Genomic DNA, 5,010 nt, shown 5'->3' with positions numbered 1-5,010 from the left:
CCGGTCAGTTCGCCCGCCAGCGTGCGCGTGCTTTTGCAGGTCCAGCGCAACGGTGACTCCGGATCGCCTCGGCTGAGCGGTTCAACGAGCAAGTCTAAAACCTCTGGAAGTTTGGGGTCGCGGACCACCAAGTTCAAACGTCCTCCCCCCGCTCGCCGAATGCGTGCCTCCGGCAAAGGCGGCGCTGACAGCTCGCTGATCCCTTTAGTGATGGTCACCCTCGATAGTCCGCACACGCGGCTGACTACCGACACGCCCCCGTAGCCTAGTTCCAACGCCTCGGTCGCGGCTAACATACGGCGGGATCTCTCGTTGAGGTGGGGCCAGATTCGCATCAACTTGTCTCGAATGTCACGGATAGGAACCATGCCGCCGCCATAGGTAGCAGGTTCCTACGGACTTGTAAATGTTATTTATTGACGCAACCTTAGCATTACGCACAAGAAACTTGGGTTTTGTTGGGTGGCCAAAACCGGCTTGGGGGAAGCTTGGGTGAGCCGCTAAACACCCCCAAAAAGTTGGGTGAACTTGGGGGGAGGGGTGGCACTATCCCCGGAAAAAAGGGACTGTAGTGTAAACGAAAACCCTCCCCGACGGAACCGGCTCGCAGAATTTCCTTAAAAACGGGGGGTCAACCTTGGCGGAAAGGGGCCTGGGCATTGCGCGGTTCAAGGCCAGTTAAGCCGGAACGGCCTGGGGGTGGCTACACGTGAATAGCCAGGCAGCTTAGGCCGCGAGCGGTTCGACTTCGCGCTCGATGGTTCGCGCCTTGTGGTAACGCGCCAGGCGCAAGTCGTAGTCGGCCTGCAAGCCCGTCCACATTTCCGCGCTCGTGCCAAAGAAGCGCCCCAGGCGCAACGCGGTGTCCGCCGTGATGGCGCGTTTTTCCAAAACGATTTCGTTGATGCGGCGGGGAGGCACGTTCAAGGCCCGCGCCAAAGCGTTCTGCGACAAGCCGCGCGGTTTCATGAATTCTTCGCGGAGAATTTCGCCCGGATGAATCGGGGGCAGTTTGGTCGTTTTCATAGTGTTCAATGGTAGTCCGCAATTTCAACGTCCAACGCATCTTCGCCTTGCCAGCGGAAGCAAATCCGCCACTGATCATTGACGCGGATGCTATGCTGGCCTTTTCGGTCGTCTTTCAGGGCTTCCAAATGGTTGCCATACGGCGCGCGCAGGTCATTCAGGCGCCGCGCCTGATGCAACAGGAGCAATTTGCGCCGCGCCACGCGCTGAATCTGCTGGGGCAACCGCCGTGCCGGTTCATCGTTGAACAGCCGCTCGGTTTCCTTGCACGCGAAGCTGCGTATCATCTGCGGGCACTATAACGCCATGCGTTATGCAACGTCAAGCGGGCGTTGCGGGTTATTGCGCCGTCTTGGTTTTCGCGGCGTCATTCCAGGCCGCCGGAGAGCACGGCCTGCTTCACTGCGCTCCACAAAAACAGCCGCCGGCGCCCGGCCTTCACGCTTGGCAGCCTGTTTCATTGACCCTCCTGCCGCGCGGGCAGTGTAATCACGTTGCCCTCGCCCTTGGCAGGTCGCACAGCGAACCAAGCCCGGGCCTCTTTGGCCGTGGCCAGGCTCTTGTAGTTGGCGTGCAGCATCCCGGGGGCGTGGCCAGCTTGTTGGGCGGCCTGTATCTCGCCATGAAGCGCAAAGGCGTAACTGCAAAAGGAGTGGCGCAAGCCGTTGTCCTTGCGGCCACACCAGCGGCATCGCAGAGCTTCCCGACATGTTTTTGCCAGTTCCCTTCGCTTAGTAAGCGCACTGGCCCTTTGCGCGAATTGCCTGAATGGTCGCAACCACGCGGCCAAGGCAGGGCAGATGGGCACCAGGCGACGCTGGCGCGTCTTTGCCTTCTGCGCTGTCACTTCGATATGGCCCGCCACGCGCCAAAGGTCCGCCCAATCGAGCCGCAACAATTCTTGGGTGCGCAAACCGGCCAGGCCGCCAATGGCAATCATCGCCCGGGATGGCCCTTGTGCGGCCTCGAGCAGCGCCCGGAATTGTGTTGGCGTATAAATCTGAACCTCCGCGGTGTTGGCGTGCTCGGGGCGCATTTTATCGGCTTCATTGAGGCGATGGTTCGGCTGCAGGTAATCCTTGCGCACAGCCCAAGTCAGGAAGTGGCGGACAACCGCGCGATAATGGTTCCTGGCCTTGGCCGACTTCACCGGCCCCTGCTTGCCGCTGACTGTAGCCAAGCTGGCGATGAAGGCATCGAGATGCTGCCTGCCAAGGTCGCAAACCGCAGTGGCCGGGAATGCGCTGGCAAATCGCCGGAGCATGATCGCCCCGTTGTAAGCGTACTTCATGGAGACCTGCGCCCTTTGGCCTTCGATTGCCACTGTTCGGGGCTGCTCTGAGGCAATCAATTCTTCAACTGCCTCGGCAACGTCCTTGCGGGTCACGCTGGCGACCGTCGCCAGGTAGGCTCTGACCGCGCCGCAAATGCTCTGGCCGTGTAGCAAGGCCGACGCCTCGCAAAATTCGCTGGCGCTTGCCAGGAGCGATACCCGTTGCCCTGTGGCCGTGAAGTGGCGTTGCAACCGTTCAAGGGCGGCCTGGGCGTCGGAAGCCTGCCCCGGGCTGAACGTTGCGGCCTTATCAGCCCTGGCAAGCTGCTTGACCAGTGTTGCCCCTTCGCCGGCGGCCTCGGAGTACAGTGCGAAGTCCTTACTCCGGCTTACCGGCTTCCCGTCAACGCGGCAACGCCAATAGAGGCGGTAGCAGTCAGCCCGCTTGTAAATGGTCGCCAGGGCCTTGCCCTTGCCGTTGTGTCGCAGCCGTTGCGGGAATCTCATTTTCCTCTCTAAACTCCCCGAAATGTTGGGGGTTTCTTGGGTTGACTGTGACGGATCATCGTTTTCCCAAGGAAAACTGGTGCGCGATGCAGGATTTGAACCTGCGACCCCTTCCGTGTCAAGGAAGTGCTCTACCCCTGAGCTAACCGCGCAACCCTCGCTGGAAGACCTCTGAAAAGGCTTGTTTTTCATGGTCTTTCGCAGCTTTTGCGAGCGAGTAACATTGCCCTTTTTCAGGGGCAAGGCAAGCCCAAAAACGGGCCGTTTCAGGACAATTGTCAGAATGGGAAGTGCTCTGCCAGTGCAGTATCGACAACGTAAGAGCCAGATAAAAGGAATGCAACGTCAGGTCCTGAAGCCAAGCCGACGACTATGTAACAAAATTGTTCGGGTCATCGAAGAACCGCTCGCAAACCTGTTTTGTGAGGCGGCAGTGCTCATCACCAAACAGATAGAATTTGAGCGATCTGATGAATATCCGGTAGCCTAGTTTGTCGTAATCGGCGAGCTGCCGAGGAACGCTCATGTCAATCACGGGCTTTCGGAATGTCTGTGTTGAGCCTTGATGCTGTGGTCGTGAGCAGGGCACAAGTTCAATCCCGACACAGCCCCTCATACCTGGGTGAACTGCATATTCGGCAACATGCTCCTCATCCCCAAGTGCCGGGACTTTGATGGAAGTGGCCTTGCGATAGATTTCCTGGGCCTGCCGTTCCAACCCGCCCTTGTGGTGGAAAACCCCTTCCTCCATCGCCCAAAAGAAGTAATCGGGATCGCTGAAGATAATTTGGGGTAGAGTTTTACCCTTGTGCTTCCCAAACGTTAATTCAAGCCAAGCCATATCGCTCACCCGGTTCGCCTTTCGGGAGCAAGAGTTATCGCCATATCAACAAAATGGCAAGCGTGGCCAGCGGTCGCAACCTCGGCTCGGAGTGCGTTCTTCCCATTCTTGCACAAGGAGAAATGGGGGTTCTCGTTCCTGCCGGCTCATGAGGCGCGGTAACCAACTTCGTATTTGCAGCTTCGCAGGCGACGGCACTCGTATATAGTTCATGATCTCGATCCTCATCGACCCGGCGTTCCGCCCGCCCCCAGTCGGCATTCCGGCGCGCACGCTCATCGCCAACCCCATCCGGCAGGTGGAGCATCCACTGGATCAGCAGATTCTCGCTGTGCTCCGAGAGGCTCCCGAACCCGTAAGCGCCTGGCGCGTTGCCAACATGGTCGCCGCCGCCCATAAGCCCCCGACACGAACGGAAAACCGGGCGCTTCGTCTGCGCGTCCTCAGCCGGGTGAACCCGCTGGTAAAAGCCAAATTTGCTCGGCGCATCGGAGGGTCGTTTTTGACGACGGTATAATATTTTGAGCGCCCGACCTGGACCAAAGTGGCGCGGAGCGCACGCTGGCAGCGAGAAAAGTGCTGCCATCTGCGTGGTTCACGACAAATGCTTCTTGCAGAACAGGCAACGCAGGTCCGCTGTCTTCTTTCTGCACGATCCCCCTTGACGCGCCCGATTGCATCACCACGCCAGCGTATATAGAGGGTAATGAACACATCAAACGAATCCGCCACGACCAACCAACCAGCGATCAAACTTAAAACCTGCCCCTTCTGCGCGAGCCAGGCGGAAGTCAAACGAGCGGACGACGGGCGCTTCGGGGTTCAATGTCGGTGCTGCCGCGCATCGGTCGCCACCGTGTGGCAAACCGCCGACCAAGCCCTCCGGTGGTGGAATTTGCGGCAGAGCGGCCCGTCGTATCACGGCGGGTTGGCTACGAAAGGTATCAGCACAGCCAAAAAGCGCCGAGCGTGCCGTCGCAATCTGAAACGGGCGCGTCAACAAAAACAACTTCAACGCATCCGCCGCAACGTCGAGGAAATCATGCCACAACTCCAGGCTGCCAGGGCGGAGGAGATGGCCGAGGCCCAGACAGCGGCGGCACAGTCTCGTGCCAGGCTGGCGGCATTGCTCACCCGGCATAGCCTCCGATTAGGGTGAGCCTCGTTGCTGAATGATTGTGGGACTGATCACGCACATATGCGCCAACCAGACTGAAGTTGCCCAGGGAATTGAAGGGTGTTCAATTTCGATTAAAACAGCATACACCGGCGCGCTATCGCGGGCGATCCAAAGAAGTCGGGCACTTTTCGTGAGAACCCAGGGAGCACTGGCTGAGAAATTACAACAACAGCATTCTGGCTC

The 5,010-nt window shown here is 58.9% G+C and carries 8 protein-coding genes and 1 tRNA gene; 3 read left to right on the top strand and 6 right to left on the bottom strand.

What is annotated here, in order from left to right:
* From VG146_10055 to VG146_10030, 6 genes are all read right to left on the bottom strand, one after another.
* A partial coding sequence (locus VG146_10055) for an ISAzo13 family transposase (protein ID HEV2392691.1) occupies window positions 1-368 on the bottom strand: 368 nt, incomplete at its 3' end.
* 358 nt (window positions 369-726) lie between these two features.
* Window positions 727-1,026 (bottom strand): HigA family addiction module antitoxin, encoded by a 300-nt coding sequence (locus VG146_10050; GenBank protein HEV2392690.1) that lies wholly within the window; start codon window positions 1,024-1,026, stop codon window positions 727-729.
* Between the two features lie 5 nt (window positions 1,027-1,031).
* On the bottom strand, window positions 1,032-1,313 hold the full coding sequence (locus tag VG146_10045) for a type II toxin-antitoxin system RelE/ParE family toxin (protein ID HEV2392689.1): 282 nt from the start codon (window positions 1,311-1,313) through the stop codon (window positions 1,032-1,034).
* 170 nt (window positions 1,314-1,483) lie between these two features.
* Complete coding sequence (locus VG146_10040; GenBank protein ID HEV2392688.1) at window positions 1,484-2,806, bottom strand: site-specific integrase; 1,323 nt, start codon at window positions 2,804-2,806, stop codon at window positions 1,484-1,486.
* A 77-nt stretch (window positions 2,807-2,883) separates the two neighbouring features.
* Window positions 2,884-2,958, bottom strand: a tRNA-Val gene (locus tag VG146_10035).
* A gap of 218 nt (window positions 2,959-3,176) precedes the next feature.
* On the bottom strand, window positions 3,177-3,647 hold the full coding sequence (locus tag VG146_10030; GenBank protein HEV2392687.1) for a hypothetical protein: 471 nt from the start codon (window positions 3,645-3,647) through the stop codon (window positions 3,177-3,179).
* Window positions 3,648-3,858: 211 nt separating this feature from the next.
* On the opposite strand from VG146_10030, the gene VG146_10025 reads away from it, so the two are divergent.
* The 3 genes from VG146_10025 to VG146_10015 all read left to right on the top strand — a co-directional run.
* Window positions 3,859-4,164, top strand: coding sequence for a hypothetical protein (locus VG146_10025; protein HEV2392686.1), 306 nt, complete (start codon window positions 3,859-3,861; stop codon window positions 4,162-4,164).
* A gap of 189 nt (window positions 4,165-4,353) precedes the next feature.
* Entirely contained in the window at window positions 4,354-4,806 is a 453-nt protein-coding gene (locus VG146_10020) for a Lar family restriction alleviation protein (protein ID HEV2392685.1), read from the top strand.
* Between the two features lie 13 nt (window positions 4,807-4,819).
* On the top strand, window positions 4,820-5,010 hold a 191-nt coding region (locus VG146_10015; protein HEV2392684.1), incomplete at its 3' end, for a hypothetical protein.

The sequence above is a fragment of the Verrucomicrobiia bacterium genome (assembly GCA_035946615.1).
GTDB lineage: Bacteria > Verrucomicrobiota > Verrucomicrobiia > Limisphaerales > UBA8199 > DASYZB01.
The sequence above is the reverse complement of the archived record's forward strand: the minus strand, read 5'-3'. Positions and strand labels throughout refer to the sequence as shown.

What these genes read in the sequence shown, in the direction of transcription:
- VG146_10040 (HEV2392688.1), bottom strand. Translation starts at nt 2,806, where the DNA reads ATGAGATTCCCGCAACGGCTGCGACACAACGGCAAGGGCAAGGCCCTG.
- VG146_10045 (HEV2392689.1), bottom strand. Translation starts at nt 1,313, where the DNA reads ATGATACGCAGCTTCGCGTGCAAGGAAACCGAGCGGCTGTTCAACGAT.
- VG146_10025 (HEV2392686.1), top strand. Translation starts at nt 3,859, where the DNA reads ATGATCTCGATCCTCATCGACCCGGCGTTCCGCCCGCCCCCAGTCGGC.
- VG146_10020 (HEV2392685.1), top strand. Translation starts at nt 4,354, where the DNA reads ATGAACACATCAAACGAATCCGCCACGACCAACCAACCAGCGATCAAA.
- VG146_10030 (HEV2392687.1), bottom strand. Translation starts at nt 3,647, where the DNA reads ATGGCTTGGCTTGAATTAACGTTTGGGAAGCACAAGGGTAAAACTCTA.
- VG146_10050 (HEV2392690.1), bottom strand. Translation starts at nt 1,026, where the DNA reads ATGAAAACGACCAAACTGCCCCCGATTCATCCGGGCGAAATTCTCCGC.